General features: G+C 35.9%; 15 protein-coding genes and 1 tRNA gene. 10 read left to right on the top strand and 6 right to left on the bottom strand.

Annotated features, from left to right (window positions below):
* Positions 1-1,071, top strand: coding sequence for a DUF262 domain-containing protein (locus FVB32_RS16145; protein WP_147744861.1), 1,071 nt, complete (start codon positions 1-3; stop codon positions 1,069-1,071).
* Between the two features lie 42 nt (positions 1,072-1,113).
* Complete coding sequence (locus FVB32_RS16150; protein ID WP_187269606.1) at positions 1,114-2,091, top strand: protein kinase domain-containing protein; 978 nt, start codon at positions 1,114-1,116, stop codon at positions 2,089-2,091.
* Positions 2,092-2,257: 166 nt separating this feature from the next.
* Here the strand turns inward: FVB32_RS16150 and FVB32_RS16155 are convergent, their stop codons facing one another.
* Positions 2,258-4,759 carry a hypothetical protein gene (locus FVB32_RS16155; RefSeq protein ID WP_222707971.1) on the bottom strand — a complete coding sequence of 834 codons (2,502 nt, stop codon included), beginning with the start codon at positions 4,757-4,759 and terminating at the stop codon, positions 2,258-2,260.
* Positions 4,760-4,999: 240 nt separating this feature from the next.
* Between FVB32_RS16155 and FVB32_RS16160 the strand changes: the two genes are divergently transcribed.
* Entirely contained in the window at positions 5,000-6,742 is a 1,743-nt protein-coding gene (locus tag FVB32_RS16160; RefSeq protein ID WP_147744863.1) for a hypothetical protein, read from the top strand.
* A gap of 1 nt (position 6,743) precedes the next feature.
* Positions 6,744-7,199, top strand: coding sequence for a hypothetical protein (locus tag FVB32_RS16165; RefSeq protein WP_147744864.1), 456 nt, complete (start codon positions 6,744-6,746; stop codon positions 7,197-7,199).
* A 66-nt stretch (positions 7,200-7,265) separates the two neighbouring features.
* On the opposite strand, the gene FVB32_RS16170 is transcribed toward FVB32_RS16165, so the two are convergent.
* Positions 7,266-7,339 (bottom strand) — tRNA-Arg (locus FVB32_RS16170).
* 198 nt (positions 7,340-7,537) lie between these two features.
* On the opposite strand from FVB32_RS16170, the gene FVB32_RS16175 reads away from it, so the two are divergent.
* Positions 7,538-8,509: an aldose epimerase family protein gene (locus FVB32_RS16175; protein WP_147744865.1), complete on the top strand. Its 972-nt coding sequence runs from the start codon at positions 7,538-7,540 to the stop codon at positions 8,507-8,509.
* A gap of 61 nt (positions 8,510-8,570) precedes the next feature.
* On the opposite strand, the gene FVB32_RS16180 is transcribed toward FVB32_RS16175, so the two are convergent.
* The 3 genes from FVB32_RS16180 to FVB32_RS16190 are packed head-to-tail and all read right to left on the bottom strand — an operon-like array spanning position 8,571 to position 12,083.
* Positions 8,571-10,112, bottom strand: a complete 1,542-nt coding sequence (locus FVB32_RS16180; RefSeq protein ID WP_147744866.1) for an acyl-CoA carboxylase subunit beta — start codon at positions 10,110-10,112, stop codon at positions 8,571-8,573.
* 7 nt (positions 10,113-10,119) lie between these two features.
* A complete protein-coding gene (locus FVB32_RS16185; protein ID WP_147744867.1) occupies positions 10,120-11,592 on the bottom strand; it encodes an acetyl-CoA carboxylase biotin carboxylase subunit in 1,473 nt (490 codons plus the stop codon).
* 11 nt (positions 11,593-11,603) lie between these two features.
* Positions 11,604-12,083 (bottom strand): acetyl-CoA carboxylase biotin carboxyl carrier protein subunit, encoded by a 480-nt coding sequence (locus FVB32_RS16190; protein WP_147744868.1) that lies wholly within the window; start codon positions 12,081-12,083, stop codon positions 11,604-11,606.
* A gap of 399 nt (positions 12,084-12,482) precedes the next feature.
* Here FVB32_RS16190 and FVB32_RS16195 point away from each other — a divergent pair, with 399 nt between their 5' ends.
* Positions 12,483-13,988 carry an aminotransferase class V-fold PLP-dependent enzyme gene (locus FVB32_RS16195; protein WP_147744869.1) on the top strand — a complete coding sequence of 502 codons (1,506 nt, stop codon included), beginning with the start codon at positions 12,483-12,485 and terminating at the stop codon, positions 13,986-13,988.
* Between the two features lie 112 nt (positions 13,989-14,100).
* Here the strand turns inward: FVB32_RS16195 and pdxR are convergent, their stop codons facing one another.
* Positions 14,101-15,606 carry a MocR-like pyridoxine biosynthesis transcription factor PdxR gene (gene pdxR, locus FVB32_RS16200; RefSeq protein ID WP_187269607.1) on the bottom strand — a complete coding sequence of 502 codons (1,506 nt, stop codon included), beginning with the start codon at positions 15,604-15,606 and terminating at the stop codon, positions 14,101-14,103.
* Positions 15,607-15,713: 107 nt separating this feature from the next.
* Between pdxR and FVB32_RS16205 the strand changes: the two genes are divergently transcribed.
* Genes FVB32_RS16205 through FVB32_RS16220 form a run of 4 tightly spaced genes read left to right on the top strand, consistent with a single transcriptional unit; the run spans position 15,714 to position 20,532 of the window.
* A complete protein-coding gene (locus FVB32_RS16205) occupies positions 15,714-16,709 on the top strand; it encodes an NAD(P)H-dependent amine dehydrogenase family protein (protein ID WP_147744871.1) in 996 nt (331 codons plus the stop codon).
* Positions 16,710-16,731: 22 nt separating this feature from the next.
* Positions 16,732-17,604, top strand: a complete 873-nt coding sequence (locus FVB32_RS16210; protein ID WP_246139903.1) for an aminotransferase class IV — start codon at positions 16,732-16,734, stop codon at positions 17,602-17,604.
* A gap of 46 nt (positions 17,605-17,650) precedes the next feature.
* Entirely contained in the window at positions 17,651-18,946 is a 1,296-nt protein-coding gene (locus FVB32_RS16215; protein ID WP_147744873.1) for a M20/M25/M40 family metallo-hydrolase, read from the top strand.
* Positions 18,947-18,957: 11 nt separating this feature from the next.
* Positions 18,958-20,532 carry an N-acyl-D-amino-acid deacylase family protein gene (locus FVB32_RS16220; protein ID WP_147744874.1) on the top strand — a complete coding sequence of 525 codons (1,575 nt, stop codon included), beginning with the start codon at positions 18,958-18,960 and terminating at the stop codon, positions 20,530-20,532.
* Positions 20,533-20,535 lie beyond the last annotated feature (3 nt).

The raw sequence follows: 20,535 nt of genomic DNA on the forward strand, positions 1-20,535 counted from the left end.
ATGAAATTCAAAATTGAACCTTTTAGTATAGCTGAATTAATTAGGCTTATAGATGAAGATTTAATCGATTTAAAGCCATACTATCAGAGAAATGACATATGGACTAGAAAAGATCAGGAGGAGTTGATAGATTCAATAAAAAAAGGATACCCACTACCCAGTTTTTTTCTTTATAAAAATCCCGAAGGAATTATTGAAATGGTGGATGGACAACAAAGAGCAAGAACCATATTTAGGTATTACAAAAGGCAGATAACAGATTCAGCAAAGAATATATTTAATTCTGAAGAGCAATTCCTTAATTATCAGCTTAGTATTACCAATATTTATGATGTAACTAAAAAAGAAGAAGTCGAAGAGTTTTATGTTTTGGTAAATAAAAAGGGGAAACATCTCAATATCCCTGAAATAAATAAGGCTGAATTTTCAGGAACGAATTTCCTGAGACTAGCGGAAACAGCTTTAACCTATCAAAACTTTATGAACTTAAATCTCTTTACTGAGGCCACTTCAAAAAGAATGAATGATAGAAATTTTTTAGAAGAACTTCTGGCCTATCTTATTCATGGAACTCAGGATAAAAAGAAAATCATATCAGATATTTATGAAAAGGATATAACAAACGACCAGTACATTGAAATAGAAAAAATATTTTACAAAATAATTGATAGAATCGCTGAACTAAATGAAGTGGTAAATATTAGTAAAACTAGATATAGGCAGAAGAACGATTTCTATACTTTATTCAGTTTCATTAATGAAAATATAGATGCCAGTTTAGAGTTGCATAAGAGACAATATCAAATCCTATTGGCAATTTCCGGATACATTTCTCCTTCAAATGAAGATTGTTTTTCTCTCAGAGAGTATGCCATTAATTGTGTATCACAGTCCAACTCCAAAAATGCGAGAAAATATAGACTAGATTTTTTCAACTCCATTCTTCTAAATAAATCAAAAGCAATCGGTGACAACAAAATTTTGGCAGATATAGCTGACTATATAGATAGCCATCAATTATTTGATGTGAAGTTCGAAGAATTTGAAGGGTATTATCTTATGAAGATTTAGTAGATGAAAAATGTTGATATTACATTTCCAAAAAGCATTTGTTTGGATAAAGGAAAATTTCAAATTGATTTAGAAACCCCAAAAGAAAATGCAATAACAATAGATGGCGTCTTTTACCTACCATATTTTTTGGATAATTTAAATCCTGGTAATTCAGGAGCGAATGGTTGTGTTCTAAAATTAATAGATTTAGAAAAATATAATGACATTAGAGATTATCCACTTATTCCTGATTTGGTCATAAAAGTCTGTAAGCATTCCATTCCAAAATGGAAAGAGGAATCACAAAGAAGTAAAAGATTTGAAATAGAAATAGAAGCTCTAGTTGATTGTAATGAGCATAATTTACCCAATTTAATGACGGTACATCATTACGGCCAAGCAAGTATTCGTTGGTCAGATATCGAAAGAAACAGAAATGCAAACTTTCGATTTTACACCATGGATTATGCGGATAGTCAATTGTCTAAATACTTGGAGGTAAACAATCTTAGTTTATTGGAAAGATTGGAACTCTGTATCGAAATATGTGAATCGCTTAAACAAATTTGGTCAAGAAATTATTACCATAGAGATATAAAACCAGATAACATTTTATTTATCGAAGATAAGTGGATGATATCAGATTTAGGGTTAGCTGAGCATAGAGATCAAACTATCGAAATAGATGATGATGGTGAGTGGATAGGACCAAGAGGCTGGATGAGCCCTGAGGCCATGAACAAGTTTTTAGCCGAATCTAAACCTTGGAACAGCTTACATAATTGTAAAATAAATCATCAGTCAGACATTTATCAGATTGGTAAGGTTCTATGGTATATTCTTCAGGGTAATTCGCCTGAAGGGGGTATTCGGAGATCAGATTTTCTTTGGAAGAATGAAAATATTTACCAGATTATTCGAACCATGCTAAACAATTCTAAAGAAAGAAGGGTTAAATCAATTGAAGAAGTAATAAGTGCATTAAAAAAAGAACAAAAACAACTGTTCAAAGTGGGTGTGATAGATATGTTATATTAACCCTCCTTTTTTTCATAAAAATATGCATTCCCCTTTTTGATATATCGTAGTTCACCTGTAACCCGTAAGTGCATTAATTCGCAAGCAGAAATCTTTAGTTTTTTCATAGTTTCCTTGCTAGTCGAATATTTGGTTTTATCTATTTCCATGCGACATCAATATTTAATCATTCTCCTAAACCATGCATCATCTCTTCCATACCACCAAAGTTCAGAATAAAGGTTGAATAAAAGTTGTCAAACAGATCTTTCAAATATTGGCCTAAATCTACATGTTCCAATTCCTCTCGATCCTCTACTTTTTGTTTGATTTCATAGCCCCTATTTTTACTTATAGTATAGAGAAAAAGGGTATGGAAGTATACTGAAGTAAAGTATTTTCTATTAGATAAGTCTAATTGGTCTTGGTTTGGGTTTTTATATTTAGATTTAAAAGATTTTAATACACTACTATCCATATTTATATAGATGCTTGTCAGTGTATCTCCTTCTGCTGCGGGAACCATTACAGTATGATAGTCGACGTGTAATCCAGTAGCTTCTTCTACCGCATCCCATGAAACCTGATTTTTCTCCTTTTTATTTGGTTCTTTATACATAAACACCAATTGAGGGAGACCTAATGGTTCACTATCATCCTCTGGTTTTGGTCTTTGGTCATCTTTCTTTTTTGCATCTACAATTTTAACCCAAAATATTTCATCAAAGCCTCCTGTTGGAGATGTCAATGAAACTTTCATTTGAGTTGTATCCCCAACTTTTAAAACATCTTTTGGATTTAGGCTAATTTTAATTGTTCCCTTGTTTGGACTGCTTTTAACTACATTAAATAATTCCGTAGGTGCTTTAGGTTCTCCAGGAAAATTGCCTCCATCTTCTTCATTGTTTACAATATTCAAAATTGAAATTTTCAACTCCCCTGGGTCATCAATTCTATCAAAATAGTCATTCTCCACATCTGTTGAGAATTTGATGGTTTTTTCCCCATTTAATGGAATTGATGCTACTTCTGTTTTCCCATCATTTTTTCTATTAAGTTTGAATTGTGAAGGATATCGTTGTGGGTCAAAAGGGGCTTCTTCTTTTTCCTTTTTAGAGAGTATTTTTTCTTTTTTAGGGTTCTTTTCTTTTTTCTTCAAGTCCAATTTAAAGGTCTGACTAAGTAATTTCATCAAGTCAGAGTCCAATGGTAAATTTTTAGTAAACTTCTTTAGTAGGTCATTTGTATTTGAAGACGTATCTATATCCACCCCTTGTCTTCTTTGTTTTTCTATATCTGCAAGCCGACCATCTTTTTTACTTAGTTGAGTTGCTATATAGGATCTTAAATATTGAGTCTCTTCACCATCTTTTAATCGATCGCGTGAGGCCATAAAAAGCTCTTTACGAAAGTTGTATTCCATCTCTGTACAATCAACGTGAATCAGCAAGTGATGCCTCAAAAGATTAAGTTTTAAAGACCGTGTTATAAATTCAGAAGTATAGTGCCCATGCACTTGACCATTTAATGAAAATATAACAGACATAGAATTTTTAAAATAACGATTTTGTATAATCTCTTTGGTTCGTTTTAAATCAAAGTCTCTTACTTTGGTTTTGAAGACAAAGCATGATATTTTCATTTTCCCAATTATCGCATCTTCAAACTCATTCGAAAATTTATCGTCTAAATAGTCCTGTTCCTCGCTCAACAATCTTCTATTTAGACCGTAAAGGTCATTCGTGAGGACTTTATTGTTTGGGTATCTTTCAGCAGTATCCTTTGTTAAAATTGGTAATGCAGGGTGGAATAAAAACTCATTTATGCTTTGATTTAAATCTTGAGCAAATCCAGAATATCCTTTGGGAAACTGATAGGAATACATTTTAATTATAGTTCCTGTTTTGAATTTCCTATTTTCCAAACCCAATTCTAACTGCTCAATTGGAAAAGAAGGTATTTTGCTATTTATCAATAGAAATTCATACCAAGTTTCCTTTGATTTATCTGTTTCCCTTTTTGGATGCTCCCTTATTAACGTAAATCCAAAATCACCATCATTTGTGTATCTTTTGGAAGCTATTAATTGATATCTTTTCTTTCCACAAAAAACAATTGCTCCACTCCCTCCCATATTATATTTACCTTGAACGAAGTGTATATTGTTTTTGTTTCCACTAACTAATGATAAAAATGTGCTTTCAAACTTATCTGGATGCTGACCTTCTCCATTGTCATAAACTATTACAGACGTAGGGTATTGTTTTCTTGGACTCCTTGGTCCTTTTCCATCTGCAATAATCTGAATCTCCTCAGCTTGTTTTTTTCTAAACTCCGTTAAGTCCCAATTGTTTTTAGGATAAAACAGTTTTATTGCTTCTTCCATAGAGAGCGGTGCATTTTCAGCGGTTGGTTTAATACCTGCTTCATAGCACTTTTTGGTCAACAAGGCATCTATTGAGTTGGTTGCCTTTTCAATCAAAGCGGCAATTGGGCTAGACTGCTGATTTTTCACTATTCCATAGTTGCTATCGTTACCGCCTAAAGGTTTCCAATTAGAATCTTTAAAAACTTCTGGATTGGATTCCATGACTTCTAGAAGTTCTATTTCATCCTTAGCAAAATATAAGGCTGCAAATAATTCGGATAGTTCTTTCTTTTCATTTGAGCTTGCAAACAGATCGGACATAAATCGGCATTGGTTTGATTGAATCAATACTACAAAATTTTCTTTACACTAGTATAAGTAAATTCATATTGAATAGTCGCTAACATATTAATAGTCAGCTAGTCAATTTTACAAATGTTAAAATTTTTACTATTGTTATTCTACTTACATAATAAGTAGCTAAAATATTTCATATTTGAAAGCTGTTTTTTAAATTTAAGCTCCCCCATTAAACTAATATTAATCTAAAGCATATTTAAAATGAGGGGGTTATCAACTATAATTGTAATCAGTACTGCTCTTTTGCTTCTGTCATGCGGGGGAGGTTTAAACGTCACAAGTCAAGCTTATAAAAAGCCGCAACCACAAACTACTTCGAATAGTCCAGTAGACACCACTAAGACTATTCCGCAAGGTATTATCTACTACTTGCCAAAGAATCTAGTAAAAGTAGATATAACTTACTCAATCAAAGAGTATACAAGAATTGTAAATGGCAGGAAAAATCCAGATAAATACGAAGTTCTTTTTTCAAAACCAATTGTCGTTTCAAGTGAACTCATTCCTGATGATTCAAGGGCCTTTGTAATTGATGGCAAAAGACTTAGTAATAGTTTTTGGTTAAAATCTGTTCTAGACTTTAACCTATTCCCTAATGGCCTGATTCAATCCGTTACGGCTGATATCGAAGATCAAAGCACTGAATTCGCAAAAAACGTTGTAATGACTTCTGGAGAGTTAGCAAAAACGTTCGTTTCGCCAATTGGTATTCCTGATGGTTTCAAAAATGTTGCCGAAGCAATTAGAACTGAGGAAACCATGGAGAATCAGGTAATAAACTCAATTCCTAGCAAAGAGTTAAGCAACCCAAGTCAAATTTCTTATTCTAATCTGGAAAAATTTACCGCCAAATCTCTTGATCCGTTGACTATGAATTCTAACTCTATATTCGCAAATCAAGTTTCGTCCGTTTTTAATTTTCAAGGGAAAAACCTAGAGCAGAAGGAAACCTTTTTTCAAAACATCATAGACAAGATTAAAGTCAAAGAACGAAATGAAAACTATTATATCGATGCAATTAATGGATTCAATGACAAAATCAAAAATGCCAAAAAGAAGGATGAAGTTGACTTTTTGAAATCTCAAATTGAGCATTTTAGAAAAGAATTAAAATGGTTCAATGATAATAATAAAGTTGATGAGAAATTATATGATATAAACTTTACCGTGGTCATTGACCCTTTCCATAAGTACGAGATAAGCACTGAAGGCAAGGGACTAATGACATGTATTGATGGAAACCTATATAGACACAAAATAAAACCAGTACATCTTTTTGACCATTTAAATTCAAAATTCAATAAATCTGTTTCAAATGGAGTTGGTAATGATGGAGATTCAGCAAAGACAACTTTTAAAAAATTTAAATTACCTACAATTGAGGTAGTAATAGAAAAGCCTGATTCCTCCTTAAGCAAGCTTAGACAGCTTAATTCATATAAATCGATGGATGGGCTTGTCATAAGACAACCTATACAGACTCAAATCAAACTATTGATTGATGGAAGTTTAATAACAAGTAATGCTATTAATATTGCTCAACTAGGTTATGAGTCTGTAATCCCACTAAATTCAGTTAAAGGAGGAAAAATACAGACTAATCTAAAATTTGATAACGCAACGGGTGCTTTGGTGAATCATAAAATAACCAATATAAAATCAAGCATTGAGCAATCAAATGACCTCTTAACGACAACTCAAACAAGTTTAACAGGAGCATACGACTACTTAAAATATGAAAAACCTACAAAGGAATTGCAGAAATTAATAGACCAAAAAGCCAAATTAGATGCCTTAATTCCGTCTGATAATACAACTATTCAAAATGAGATTACCTTAATCAGAAGTCAAATGGATCTCCTAAAATTAAAAGGCGAGTTGGATGACTTAATCCAAAGCTTAGAGCAAAAGAAAGAGGAGTTGGAAGAATCTGATGAGGAGTAACATGGGAGAAAAAGCAAAAAAGAGTACCCTAACAAGAGTAGCTGAAATAGTAGGTATTATAGCTGGGGTAATCGCTATAATAATTGGCATTAAGGAATTACCTAAGGTTATACTTCCCGGTCAAAAAATTAAAATGACAAAATCCGAGCTTTTATCTAAATCTATAAACGATATCAGCATAAGCAAAAGAGACACATTAAATCTAAAAGATAGTTTCAATATATCATGGAGTGGAGTAAGTAGCTGCGAAAAGAAAAGTCGAATTGATGAAGAATATTCCAATGCTTTCAATAGCTGGAAAATTGAAACGATCAAACAATTTGATTCTTTAGTCTATTTAGATTCCAATTTTGAAATAGGGGAAATATCCACGAATAACAGTGAAACTTGGGATAACAAAAAAAAATGCAACTCTACGGGCGAAATAATTTGTTGGATTGAATTTGTAAAAAAATAATGCAAGTTTTGTGCAAGTAAAAGGGCTCCAGAAACATTAAAATCTCTGAAGCCCTTATTTTACTCGTGATCGCAGCAGGATTCGAACCTGCGACCGTCTGCTTAGAAGGCAGATGCTCTATCCAGCTGAGCTATGCGACCTATTTTGCGGGTGCAAATATACAATTAACATTAATTAATGTCCAATTAAATAAAATGAATTATTCAATTCCATTCAAAAAAATAGTAGGGTGAATATTACTTAGAGCATTTAGAAATGCTAAAATGATTATCTTGAAAAAAAATGCTACTTCTCTTCTCTTTTTGCAAGATTTAAATCAGTAGACATTTGTGCCAACCATGTTAGAAATAATTACACTGAATAATACAAATGGAGCAGAACTTGTTATCTCAAACTATGGAGCGACCATATTATCACTAAAAGTTCCAGATAAAAAGAACAATCTGGTAAATGTTGTTGTAGGGTTAAAATCTCCGGAGGATTATTTGGAGTCTTATTACCAAAATCACAATTTACTCTTAGGAAGTAGTGTTGGGAGATATGCAGGCCGAATTTCTGGAAAAGAGCTAAACATTGAAGGTAAAACCTATCCTTTATATCATAAAAATGGAGTACATCTACATGGAGGAAAACAGGGCTTTGACAAAAAGTTTTGGAATATTGATACATCCTTAAAGTCCAGTGTAAAACTTTCCTATTTAAGTAGGCACCTAGAGGAGAACTATCCAGGAAACCTTCAAGTATCTGTTCTTTATGAGTTATTGGAATCCAATTCGCTCAGGATAACCTATGAAGCCTACACGGATAGGACCACAGTGCTAAATTTGACCAATCATGCTTATTTTAATCTGGATGGAAACGGCAGTGTTTTAGATCACCAGTTACAAATCCATAGTAATGGTTATTTAGATATGGATGACCAACTGATTCCTACGGGTCTTATTGTCCCATCGGAACAAACGCACTTCGATTATAATAACCTATCCCAAATCAAAAAACAAGGCTTTACAGGCCTTGACAATGTATTTGTTTTAAAACAAGAGGAGGCGGCCACGTTACAATCAAGCCGAAGCGGCATTAGTATGAGGGTGATTACCCAACAACCGGCAATGGTCGTTTATACTCCAAAATCTTTTCCAAATCTAAATTTCTCAAATAATGTAAAATTTGGAAGGTTTCCTGCTATTTGTTTTGAGGCACAGAACTTCTCTGATGCTCCCAACAAACCTCATTTTCCAACAAGTCTTTTGCAACCCGGACAGCTTTATGTTAATGAGAGTTTATTTGAATTTGGTGTAATGGATTCTTAAGCTTCTCCAAAACATTTTGAAATATTATCAAGCCTTGCGGTTTAAGCTCTTTCCAATTTGCTCACAATGGAATATTACCATGTTTTTTCTTGGGTAAAGTGGCTACTTTATTTTGAAGCAGCGCATATGCCTTAATTAGTTTCCTACGCGTGTTTTTGGGCAGAATCACCTCATCTATAAATCCTCTTTCAGCAGCGCTATAAGGATTAGCAAATTTTTCAGCATACTCGGCCTCTTTCTCAGCCAGTTTAGCAACTGGATCATCCGATGTACTGATTTCCTTTCTAAAAATGATCTCACTAGCTCCTTTCGCTCCCATTACCGCTATTTCTGCACCCGGCCATGCATAGTTAAAATCAGCTCCTATGTGTTTAGAATTCATTACATCATAGGCGCCACCATACGCCTTTCTGGTTATTACAGTCACTTTTGGCACTGTTGCCTCGCTTAAAGCATATAACAATTTGGCTCCATTGGTTATGATTCCGTTCCATTCTTGATCCGTTCCAGGTAAGAAACCAGGAACATCAACCAATACCAATAATGGAATATTGAAACAGTCGCAAAAACGGGTGAACCTAGCAGCTTTTTTGGAACTATCTACATCTAAAACTCCGGCAAGGCTCATAGGTTGATTCGCAACAATACCTATGCTTTTACCCGCCAACCTTGCGAAACCCACTACAATGTTATCTGCGTAATCTTTGTGAATCTCAAAAAAGGTGTCTGAATCAATAATCCCATTGACTACATCACGCATATCATAGGGCTGACTGGCATTTTCAGGAACTATACCATTCAATTTTTCTCGGGTTTCCTCACCTATTTCATAAAAAACATCGGTAGGGATGTCCTCACAGTTTTGAGGCATATAGCTAATCATCTGCTTAATTTGGGCAATACATGCTATATCATTGGCAGCAGTAACATGTGTAACCCCAGACTTTGTTGCATGGGTGGAAGCCCCTCCCAATTCTTCCGAAGTTACTTCCTCATTCGTCACCGTTTTCACCACATTGGGACCCGTCACAAACATATAGCTTGAATTTTCCACCATCAATGTAAAGTCAGTCATAGCTGGTGAATACACTGCTCCTCCAGCGCATGGCCCCATAATGGCAGATATTTGAGGGACTACTCCCGAAGCCATTACATTTCTGTGAAATATATCAGCATAACCACCTAATGAGCGTACTCCTTCCTGAATTCTGGCGCCACCACTATCATTTAACCCTATAACAGGTACACCGATTTTCATGGCCATATCCATAATCTTGCAGATTTTTTCCGCATGGGTCTCAGATAATGCTCCTCCAAACACCGTAAAATCCTGAGCAAAAACACATACTTGTCTTCCTTCTATGGTTCCATATCCTGTGACCACCCCATCCCCGTAAAAAATATGTTTATCCATCCCAAAGTCTTTGGTACGATGGGTGACCAAAGCACCTACTTCTTCAAAAGAACCCTCATCCAATAAGAAATGAATACGCTCTCTTGCGGTAAGCTTTCCTTTGGCATGTTGTTTATCAATACGTTCTTGTCCTCCGCCTAAGCGAGATTCCTTCAATTTATCTTTGAGTATTTGTACTTTATCTTTCATCTGTAGTTTAAACTCTATTTTTCTGCCATTCTGAGGTAAGAGGACTGGGCATTTTTAAATTTTTCTTATCGTCCATATATAGTTTGAGGGCAATTAAAGCTGCTATTTTCTTTTCCTCATTATAAGCAGCTTTCAATTGTTCTGGAGCATAGTGATTTTTTACAAAATGTGTATCAAAATTGCCAGAGGTAAATGCCTCATGCTCGCATACGTATTTGCCAAACGCAAGTGTTGTAGCAACCCCTTCTATCTTATATTGCTCAATGGCCCTTAGCATTAGCTGAATAGCTTCTTCCCTATTTCTTCCATACGTAATCAATTTTGATAGCATAGGGTCGTAATGAATGGGAACTTCCATCCCTTCTTCAAAGCCATCATCCAGTCGAATACCATTTCCTTTTGGTCTTTTGTATATAGATAAGGTTCCAATACTTGGCATAAAATTGTCCAATGAATCTTCTGCATATACACGTATTTCCACTGCATGGCCCTTGATTTGTAAATCATCTTGTGAGAATTCCAACTTTTCTCCCCTAGCAACCTTAATTTGTTGTTCAACCAAATCCACACCAGATATTAGTTCCGTGACTGGATGTTCTACTTGTAATCGAGTATTCATTTCCAAGAAGTAGAAGTTTTTATTCTCATCCAACAAAAACTCTACTGTACCTGCACCTACATAATCACAAGCCTTGGCAACTTTTACCGCAGCTTCTCCCATTGCCTGTCTTTTTTCTGGGGTCAAAACAGCAGATGGAGCTTCTTCCACTACTTTTTGATGACGACGCTGAATACTGCATTCTCGTTCAAAAAGGTGTACGATATTTCCATGAGTGTCTGCAAGTACTTGAATTTCTATATGACGGGGGGAGCTCACGTATTTTTCGATAAATACTGCACCATCACCAAATGCCGCTTCCGCTTCACTTATAGCTCGTTCCATTTGTTCTGGCAAGTCCTTAATGGAATCCACTATACGCATACCTTTTCCACCTCCACCCGCCGAAGCTTTTATTAAAATTGGGAATCCTATCTCAACTGCTATTTTTTTTGCCAATTTAACATCGGTAATAGCTTCTTCTATACCTGGGACCATAGGAATATTGTAGCTTTTGACGGCTTCCTTTGCAGCAAGTTTATTTCCCATTACTTCAATTGCATGGGGTTTTGGACCTATGAATGTGATGCCATTGTCCTCGACCATTTGGGCAAAGACTGCATTTTCACTTAAAAAGCCATAGCCAGGATGAATGCCCTCAGCTCCGGTAATTTTAGCGGCATCAATTACCTTTTCCATGGCCAGATATGATTCTGAAGAAGGAGCTTTCCCTAATAGTACTGCTTCATCTGCAAATTTAACATGTGGGGAATGCCTGTCTACATCAGAATACACTGCCACAGTTTTAATACCCATTTTATTGGCAGTCTTCATAATACGAAGTGCTATTTCCCCCCGATTGGCTATTAGTATTTTTTTCATCTTACCTGCCTTTATTCCATTTCTATTATGAGCTGTCCTTTTTCTACCGCATCGTCTTTTTTAACCTCGATGGATTTTATAATACCCTCGCCCTGTGATAAAATGATGTTCTCCATTTTCATAGCGGACAACACAAGCAAAGGTGTACCTTCAATAATTTCCTGACCAATTTCTACCATTATATTTAAAATTAAGCCAGGCATAGGTGCTTTTATTTCATTTACCTTTTGCAAAGAATTGATCAATAGTCCCATCTCTTTTACCATTTGATCATGAGCATCGGATATTTTCACTTTATAGGTATTTCCATTTACACTTACAGAGGCTGTTTTCTCCATATGATTGGAATGTAATACCTGAATATTATATGCTTGATTGTCTTTTAAAAGATGAAAGTAATTGTTACCTGTGGGTAATAAATCAAGATTGTCAATTTCTTGTTCCTCAATATCGAATTCTTCGTTGTCTACTGCAACAGTATAGTTTGTCATGTTTGGAATCATAAAACACTGTTATAAATCAAAATATATGGAAAAAGTAGTCATTTTTAGCTATTAAAAAAATGACTTAATTCATAATCCATTAGATTCAGTTAAAATACTAAAACAATATGGCAAAAGTGGAACGAAAACTGAATTTGTCAACAACAAATCTTATGTAAAAAGCTTCTATAGAACGATCTGTTTGATTGCTAAAACAAGCATTCTTATACTGTTTTTACAAGAATTCAAACATGTTATTATTTCACTTAAACGAAATACCAAATGAGCTAGAAAAAGTATGCCATGCATAATTACATTCGCAAATAAAATCCTGTCCAAAGTATTGTGGGTGAACATGAGAGATTTCTTAGATTAGCACACTCTAAGAAGAAATTCAAAAAAGAAATTATGACATCTAATCCACAGCTTAAAGAACAGAAGGGAACTACTTTGGAAAAGTTCTTTGGCAATTTTAAAGCAAATATTGTAGGCGATGATGTGAATTTTGATTCAGTTTATGGCCCAAAAAAACTAATATATGCCGATTGGATAGCAAGTGGTAGATTATATGGGCCAATAGAGGACACCATGAAGGGATTGATAGGCCCAATGATAGCCAATACACATTCATTTTCAAGTGAAACGGGGAAAGCTTCAACCTATGCCTATAAACATGCACGAGAAATTATTAAAAAGCATGTAAACGCAAATGAAAATGATGTGTTGGTAACGTCGGGCACAGGAATGACCGGGGTGCTTTCTAGACTTCAACGAATAATGGGGCTACGCTGGCCTGATGCCGTGAAGAATGAAATTACATTACGAGAAAATGAACGACCGGTCGTGTTTATTTCCCATATGGAGCATCACTCCAACCATGTACCCTGGATGGAGACCATTGCCGACGTTGTTATTGTACCTTGTGATGAAAATAACCTCATCTGTCCCACCAACCTTGAAAAAGAGGTGAAAAAATATGAAGATAGACCCCTAAAAATTGGTGCTTTTACAGCCTGTTCCAATGTAACTGGAATTATAGCTCCATATCACAAACTTGCCAAAGTAATGCATGAGAACAAAGGCATTTGTATTATGGATTTTGCCGCTTCAGCACCTTATGTGGATATCGATATGCATCCAGAAGACCCAACAGAACAGTTGGATGCCGTTTGCTTTTCCCCCCACAAATTTTTAGGAGGGCCTGGCACCTGTGGTGTTCTTGTTTTTAATAAATCACTTTACAATACCAGCTGCCCAGATGTTCCGGGGGGAGGTAATGTAAAATGGACCACTCCTAAAGGAGAGTTTGCGTATTATACAGATATAGAAACTAAAGAAGATGGGGGGACCCCCGGTTTCTTGCAGGTGATGCGGACTGCACTATCCATACGGCTAAAAGAAAAAATGGGAACGCACCGTATTGCAGAGCGTGAAGAGGAACTCCTAGAATTATGCTTTGGCCAATTAAGAGCAATTCCCAACCTTTTTATTCTAGGCGACAATGATGAAAAACGAATAGGATGTGTTTCCTTTGGTATAAAGGGCATACATTATAATCTTATCGTACGCTTGCTAAATGACAAATATGGGATACAGGTTCGCGGCGGTTGGTCCTGTGCAAGTACCTACGGACATTATTTGTTCAAGTTGGATGAAAATGCCTCTAAAAAAATTATTGCTGACATAGAGAACCAGAACTTAACGGATAAACCCGGATGGGTTCGGCTATCGTTACATCCAGTAACTACAAACCAAGAGCTGCTTTTTATTTGCGATGCCATAAATGAGGTGGCAAAAAACATTGAGGACTGGCAAAAAGACTATACCTATAATCCGCAAAGCAACGAATTCGATTTTAATGGTGCAGGAGATGAGAAAATCGTACGTACCATTAAAGAATGGTTTGTGATTTAATTCTTCTTGCTGAAAACAATAACTCCTATTTCAAACCTTTGTCGAAAGATTAATTTTAATGACCCAATCGTGTTTCTTTGTGAAACTCAAGATATACTCTGAATAAGGTTAGCTACTTACATGACGAATGGATGGATTTATTTTGATAAAAAACCCTTGACATTTTTTCCAATTTACGTTTGATAATAGGTTTACTTACAGATGAAAAACCCATTACCAAACCCTTTTCTTTCTTCTTTTTAATGAAATATTTACTGTATGGGAAGGATATTACTTCTTCATCAATTAGCGTTTTGGATATTTCTATATCGCACATTTCATCTGGAAGCTTGGCCATAAGATGTAATCCATGGTTTGCGGGTTGTATTTTAAAAGTGTCGTCAAAAACATTTTGAAACTGGTTCACAAAAAACTGTTTGCGCTCATTAACCACCTGCACTACTTTTCTTAAATGTTGATTGAGGTAATCCTTTTCTATAAAGTCCGACATTACCCTTTGGGTAATTGGCGATATAAACCTTAGAGATTGTTCAAACATGGCTTCAATGCTATCAATATAATGTGGAGGAACAATCAAATAACCCAATCTTATTGAAGGATGTAATATTTTATTAAAGGTTCCTTGATAAAAAACCCTGTTTCCTTTGTCCAAACCAAATATTGAAGTAATTGGGGAATCCCAGTTGCTAAATTCATTATCGTAATCATCTTCAACAATAATCATATTGTTTTCCTCGGCCCAATCTAAAAGCTCCAATCGTCTTTTTAGACTCATTTGAACCCCTGTGGGATATTGGTTTGAAGGTGTTGTAAAAACCAACTTTCCTCTTTTTAGTTTAACATGGCTAAGGCTTTCTAAAGACAATCCTTCGTTATCAATCTCCGCAGGAATAATTTTAGCTTTCAAACTTTTAAAAATAGCCAAAGCATTTGCATAGGTAGGGTTTTCAACAACTACTTCGTCCTTTTTGTTCAAAAGCAAATCTCCAATAATAGACAAGGAATGTAATGATCCCGTAACAATTATGATTTGTGAATAATCACATTCAATATTTCTATATAGCTTTAAATACTCTGCAATATTTCGTCTCAAACAATCCAAACCAAGTGTATGGCTATAGGACATATCTGAATACCTAACATCCCTCCAATAATTATTGGTTAAATTTTGCCACTGCCTTACCGGAAAAACATCCAACGGAGGTAACCCAGGCCTAAACGCAATGCCTTTGTTATGCCCCCTGTTCATGATAGTGATATTGGAAGTAAAATGTGTTGCCCTATCAGAAATTTCAGGATACTTGGTTGCTCCTTTTTGAGTTCTTAAACTGTACTTGATTTTCTTGTCTTTTATATCATTGACATAGTATCCAGAACCTTGTACGGAATAAACATAATTTTCCCAACAAAGTATTTCGTAAGCTTTTATAACTGTACTGCGTGATAAACCCATGTCTTGGGCCAGTAATCGGGTTGGAGGTAGTTGGTAACCCGTTACCAGTTTTTTTTTCTTTATAGCACTTATAAAAGCATTGGACAACTTCATATAAAGGCTAAGTGTTCCATTATCCGGATTAAAGCCGTGAGATATCAGTAAACTATTGAGTTTGGTCTTCAAAATTGAAACGTATTGAAAAAAAAAATTGGTATGGGAAAGGTAGAAAAACATTTCATAATATTGATTTATAAGTTATAAACGACTAAATATTAATTATTTAAACAAGCATGATAACAGTATTACAAATAGGATTGGGGCCTTTGGGGCAACAAATTGGTATGTACATTTCTGAAAAAACAAATATTTGTACAACTGCCGCTGTAGATATAAACAAACAACTGGAAGGAACTGATTTTGGAAAACTCCTTAATGGAAGTCCATCAAGCGTTTTGATAGAAAACTCTGTGGAAAAGGCATTGCAAAAACTGAAAGAGAAACCAGATGTCGCTATTATTACCACAGTTTCCAGTATAAAAAAATTAGAATCGCAAATTGAAGAAGTAGCCAAACATGGAATTCCTATAGTCTCTACTTGTGAAGAACTTTCATTTCCTTGGGAAGAGCATCCAGAGTCTAGCAAAAATATTGAGGCTATTTGCAAAAAATATAACGTGGCCTGTTTGGGCACTGGGGTAAACCCAGGGTTTTTAATGGATTACTTGCCATCTGTACTAAGTTCTGTTTGCAAGAATATTGATAGTATTTTGGTTGAGCGAATTCAGGATGCAACTCCAAGGCGAATTCCATTTCAGAAAAAAATAGGTGCTGGATTAGATTTGGAAGCATTTAAGACCAAGGAAGCCGAAGGTACCCTTAGACATGTTGGACTTAAAGAATCCGTATATTTCCTTGCAAAAAGTCTAGGTTTTGAACTTGATAAAGTAACAGAAGACCTTACTCCGGTAATTGCGGAAAGTGATTTAAAAACGCCTTCAATGGAGATTCAAAAAGGAGATGCTCGCGGAGTGCAGCAGATTTCACACGGATATCAAAATGGCGGATGTAAAATAGAAATGCATTTTAAGGCAGCTGTAGGTGAACCAAGGTCTTATGACAAAATAACGGTAAAGGGAATTCCGTCATTCACCTCAGAAATAGATACAGGAATAAATGGTGATATTGCCACTTGTGCTATTACAATTAACGCAGTTAAGAGTATTTTAAAAGCTACTCCTGGTCTACACACAATGGCAACCATAGGTGTACCTGGATATTTAAGTTAGTAAGAACATTTTAATTATTAATATGGCCAACTATCCAGAAAAGGTTTATATAAATGGAGAAATAGTTCCACATCAAGAAGCCCAAATCTCAGTTTTTGATAGGGGTTTTCTGTTTGGTGATGGGATTTATGAAGTAATGGTTCAAATTGGTGATGATTTTTTCTATGGTAAAGAACATTTGGATAGGCTTACAAGTTGTCTCAAAAAAATAAACCTGAACTTTGATGTCTCTATCTTACCTAAAGAGATTGAAAAGTTGCTTGAAGTATCCGAGTTAAAGGATAAGGATTGCTTGGTTTATATTCAAGTTACACGTGGGGTTGCCATAAGAAAACATGCATTTCCAAAGACCGCTACGCCAACAATTGTCATGTATGCCATTCCATTTACATTACCACAAATCAATCAAAACAGTATTGCAGCGATTACTATCGAAGATAATAGATGGCACAGATGCGATATAAAAGCAATCTCACTTTTGGGCAATGTAATGGCAAATGACCATGCTGCGGCACAAGGAATGTACGAGTCTATTTTTATAAGAAATGGGAGAATAACAGAAGCATCCCATTGCAACGTCTTTTTTGTAAAAAACAATATTGTTTATACCCACCCTGCTGATACCTACATATTAGATGGTATTACTAGGCAGATTGTAATCCAATTATGCAAAAAGCTCCAAATAGAAGTTAGAGAAGAAGCTATTCTTGAAGAACATCTGACTACAATGGATGAAGCCTTCTTAAGCGGTACAACAACCCAAATTGCCTCTATAAGTAAGATTGACCACCATGCTTATAGTGAAGATGGCAGTATCGGACCCATAGTCAAAAGATTACAACAAGCATTTTTGGAATTAAAAGAAAAACACAAGGGAAACACTATAAATATGTAACACTGTTTAAAATATCCATACAACATAAAAAATCAAACCTTAGATAATGAAAAGAGCAACTCAACTAGGCATTGTATTCCTATTGTCCTTAATCACTATAAATTTCATTTATGGACAAGAAGTACCCCAAGCAGCAAAAAATTATACCAAAGAAATCAAAAAACTTGGAGGACAAAAATCCGTTAAACATGCGCTTCAGGTAATTGATGATATAGAGAATGAAACCAATGACGATCTTATCATATTGACTGAAATCCCTGCCCCCCCGTTTAAGGAAATTGTTAGAGCGGAGAAATTTAAATCCATGTTGGAAGCTGCCGGTGCAGAAAAAGTATGGATCGATGAGGTAGGAAATGTTATTGGACTACGAAAAGGTACAGAAGATGGTAAAGTAGTTGTGTTAGATGCTCATTTAGATACCGTTTTTCCTGAAGGTACGGATGTTACCGTGCAAAAAAAAGGAGACACACTCTATGCTTCAGGAATTGGTGATGACACTCGAGGATTAGCCATGGTAATTGCAACGTTAAAAGCAATCAACACTGCCAAGATTAAAACAAAAGCAGATATTCTATTTATAGGTTCTGTAGGTGAGGAAGGGCTTGGAGATCTAGGAGGCGTTAAACATTTATTTCAAGAAGGGAAGGATAACATTGATTCATGGATATCAATTGATGGAGGACAAATTGGAAGGGTGAACAATGCTGCCTTGGGTTCAGTGCGGTACAAAGCTATTTTCACTGGAAAAGGAGGGCATTCATGGGGGGCATTTGGTTTGGCCAATCCCCATCATGCTCTGGGAGCAGCCATAAAAGAATTTACCCTACAAGCATCCGAATATACCTCCACAGGTCCAAAAACAAGTTTTAACATTGGTCGTATAGGAGGCGGTACTTCGGTCAACTCGATTCCTTTTGAATCTTGGATGGAGGTTGATATGAGGTCGGTAAGTGCTGATAGGCTTCAAGAAATTGACGTCATATTCCAAAAATCGATGAGAAAGGCTGTTGACGAGTACAATGCATCCGGAATCAGAGATGCAATATCACTGGAATTGGTTAAAATTGGTGATAGACCTTCTGGGAAAACAGCTGTTGAAAATCCATTGGTACAGCGGGCAATCGCAGTATCGCATTATTTTAATGCCACCCCAAAGCTTACCATTGGCTCTACAAATGCTAGTATCCCAATATCCAAAGGAATTCCAGCTATAACTATAGGTCGAGGTGGAAAAGGAGGTTCCGCACACGCCTTGGATGAATGGTGGATTAATGAAAATGGTGCAGCAGCAATAAAACTAGCCATGCTGTTAACGTTATCTGAAGCAGAAATCACCAAATAAATATAGACATTATGAAAAGTAAAGTACTATTTCAATTGATTTTAGGAGTGATGTGTTTTTTTGGTTGCAACAACCGAGATTACGACATTATCATTTTAAATGGTGAGGTTTACGATGGATCAGGTAATGCTCCATTTAATGCAGATATCGCCATTAAGGATTCAACCATTGTAAAGATTGGGGATCTGTCTGAAGGTAAAGCCACCAGAATAATCGATGCAAAAGGCATGGCCGTTGCTCCCGGCTTTATAGACATGCATGCGCATTTAGACCCCATTTTAACGCTGTCTGATTGTGAAAGCCATGTAAGACAAGGAGTCACTACCGCTTTAGGAGGGCCTGATGGTGGAAGTCCATGGCCCATAAAAGCACATCTGGATACTTTGAAACAAATCGGAGTTGGCATGAACATAGCCTATTTAGTTGGCCATAACCAAATACGTAAAAATATTATGGCTCTGGAAAACAGGGCTCCGACACAAGAAGAATTGGAAAAAATGAAAGCGCAAGTGAAACTCGCAATGGAAGAAGGCGCTTTTGGTATTTCAACAGGATTAAAATATTTACCCGGAGCTTTTTCTGAAGTGGACGAAGTTATCGAATTGTCAAAAGTTGCTTCTTCTATGGGTGGTATTTATACATCACACTTAAGAGAAGAAGGTTTGGGACTTTTTGGCGCCGTAGCGGAAGCAATAAGTATATCTGAGAAGGCTGATATTCCAGTAATATTAACACATCATAAGGCCATCGGAAAGCCCATGTGGGGGAAAAGTAATGTGACCTTGGCTATGGTAGACTCTGCAAGGACAGCAGGCTTGAACATTAAGATTGATCAATATCCTTACAGTGCAAGTCATACAGGTATTTCCGTTCTTATTCCTAGTTGGGCAAGAGCTGGGGGAACAGAGGCGTTTAAAGAAAGGGTGCAAAATGCGCAACTTCGGGATAGTATAAAAGCTGGAATAATTTTTAATATCCTAAATGATAGAGGTGGTAACGACTTGACACGTATTCAATTTGCCAAAGTGAAGTGGATGAAGGAATTGGAAGGAAAAACTTTGCAGTATTGGTGCGAGTTAAGAGGACTTGAACCAACTCTCGCAAATGGTGCTGACTTGGTCATTGAAGCTCAAGTTAATGGGGGAGCATCGTGTATATATCATGCCATGCACGAAGAAGATGTGGAACGCATAATGAAGCATCCGCAAACGATGATTGCCTCTGATGGTAGACTAGTAAGGCCTGGACAGGGGCATCCGCACCCAAGATGGTATGGCACATTCCCAAGAGTATTAGGACACTATGTTAGAGAAAGGGCTGTCATCACCTTACCAGAAGCGATCTATAAGATGACAAAACTGCCGGCCATTTCTTTAGGTCTGACCAATAGGGGAACTATCGCAGAAAATATGATGGCAGATATCGTGGTTTTTGACCCCAATACCATTATCGATAAAGCAACATTTGAAGAACCCCATCAATACCCTGAAGGTATTCATTTTGTATTGGTCAACGGACAAATTTCCATTGATGAATCAAAATTCGAAGATATAAAGGCAGGAAAGATATTGCGAAAAAACGAATAGTAA

Origin of the sequence: Flagellimonas hymeniacidonis, assembly GCF_008040165.1 — a bacterium.
Classification (GTDB): domain Bacteria; phylum Bacteroidota; class Bacteroidia; order Flavobacteriales; family Flavobacteriaceae; genus Flagellimonas; species Flagellimonas hymeniacidonis.

Excerpts from the sequence above, each read along its gene's own strand:
- FVB32_RS16145 (WP_147744861.1), top strand. The coding sequence starts at position 1 with ATGAAATTCAAAATTGAACCTTTTAGTATAGCTGAATTAATTAGGCTT.
- FVB32_RS16155 (WP_222707971.1), bottom strand. The coding sequence starts at position 4,759 with ATGTCCGATCTGTTTGCAAGCTCAAATGAAAAGAAAGAACTATCCGAA.
- FVB32_RS16160 (WP_147744863.1), top strand. The coding sequence starts at position 5,000 with ATGAGGGGGTTATCAACTATAATTGTAATCAGTACTGCTCTTTTGCTT.
- FVB32_RS16165 (WP_147744864.1), top strand. The coding sequence starts at position 6,744 with ATGGGAGAAAAAGCAAAAAAGAGTACCCTAACAAGAGTAGCTGAAATA.
- FVB32_RS16175 (WP_147744865.1), top strand. The coding sequence starts at position 7,538 with ATGTTAGAAATAATTACACTGAATAATACAAATGGAGCAGAACTTGTT.
- FVB32_RS16180 (WP_147744866.1), bottom strand. The coding sequence starts at position 10,112 with ATGAAAGATAAAGTACAAATACTCAAAGATAAATTGAAGGAATCTCGC.
- FVB32_RS16185 (WP_147744867.1), bottom strand. The coding sequence starts at position 11,592 with ATGAAAAAAATACTAATAGCCAATCGGGGGGAAATAGCACTTCGTATT.
- FVB32_RS16190 (WP_147744868.1), bottom strand. The coding sequence starts at position 12,083 with ATGACAAACTATACTGTTGCAGTAGACAACGAAGAATTCGATATTGAG.
- FVB32_RS16195 (WP_147744869.1), top strand. The coding sequence starts at position 12,483 with ATGACATCTAATCCACAGCTTAAAGAACAGAAGGGAACTACTTTGGAA.
- FVB32_RS16205 (WP_147744871.1), top strand. The coding sequence starts at position 15,714 with ATGATAACAGTATTACAAATAGGATTGGGGCCTTTGGGGCAACAAATT.
- FVB32_RS16210 (WP_246139903.1), top strand. The coding sequence starts at position 16,732 with ATGGCCAACTATCCAGAAAAGGTTTATATAAATGGAGAAATAGTTCCA.
- FVB32_RS16215 (WP_147744873.1), top strand. The coding sequence starts at position 17,651 with ATGAAAAGAGCAACTCAACTAGGCATTGTATTCCTATTGTCCTTAATC.
- FVB32_RS16220 (WP_147744874.1), top strand. The coding sequence starts at position 18,958 with ATGAAAAGTAAAGTACTATTTCAATTGATTTTAGGAGTGATGTGTTTT.